This window comes from Gluconacetobacter entanii, from assembly GCF_013155425.1.
Taxonomy (GTDB): Bacteria; Pseudomonadota; Alphaproteobacteria; order Acetobacterales; family Acetobacteraceae; genus Novacetimonas; species Novacetimonas entanii.
Genome location: NZ_JABJWD010000116.1, coordinates 1 through 472, shown reverse-complemented (window position 1 = coordinate 472; position 472 = coordinate 1). Strand labels below are relative to the sequence as shown.

Genomic DNA, 472 nt, shown 5'->3' with positions numbered 1-472 from the left:
GGACGGCATCGCCGCCGTGATCGCCACGATCCGGTCGTCCGCTTCCGCCTGGCGCAGCAGTTCGCGCGAGAAGACGGACGTGTAGGACGGCGGCCCGGCGGGGCCCTTCTTCTGCTCGCCGGTGACGACGTTGAACTTGGCGACGGCATGGTACTTGTCACCCGCCGATTCGGCAGGGGTATAGCCGCGCCCCTTCTCTGTTATGACATGCAGCAGCACGGGGCCAAGATCGTCCGCGTCGCGCAGGTTGCGCAGGATCTGGACAAGCTGCGTCATGTCATGCCCATCGACCGGGCCGACATAATAGAAGCCGAGTTCCTCGAACAGCGTGCCGCCGGTGATGATGCCGCGCGCATATTCGTCGGCCTTCTTCGCCGTGCGTTCCAGCCGGTCGGGCAGGCGCTTTGCCATCTTGGCGGCGAGGTCGCGCAGGCTGAGGAACTTGCGCGAGGACATCAGCCGCGAAAGGTAG

At 65.5% G+C, this 472-nt stretch carries 1 protein-coding gene; it reads right to left on the bottom strand.

Features of this window, described 5'->3' with window-relative positions; all coding sequences use genetic code 11:
- A partial coding sequence (locus HNH97_RS18490; RefSeq protein ID WP_276509901.1) for a 1-deoxy-D-xylulose-5-phosphate synthase N-terminal domain-containing protein occupies window positions 1-472 on the bottom strand: 472 nt, incomplete at both ends.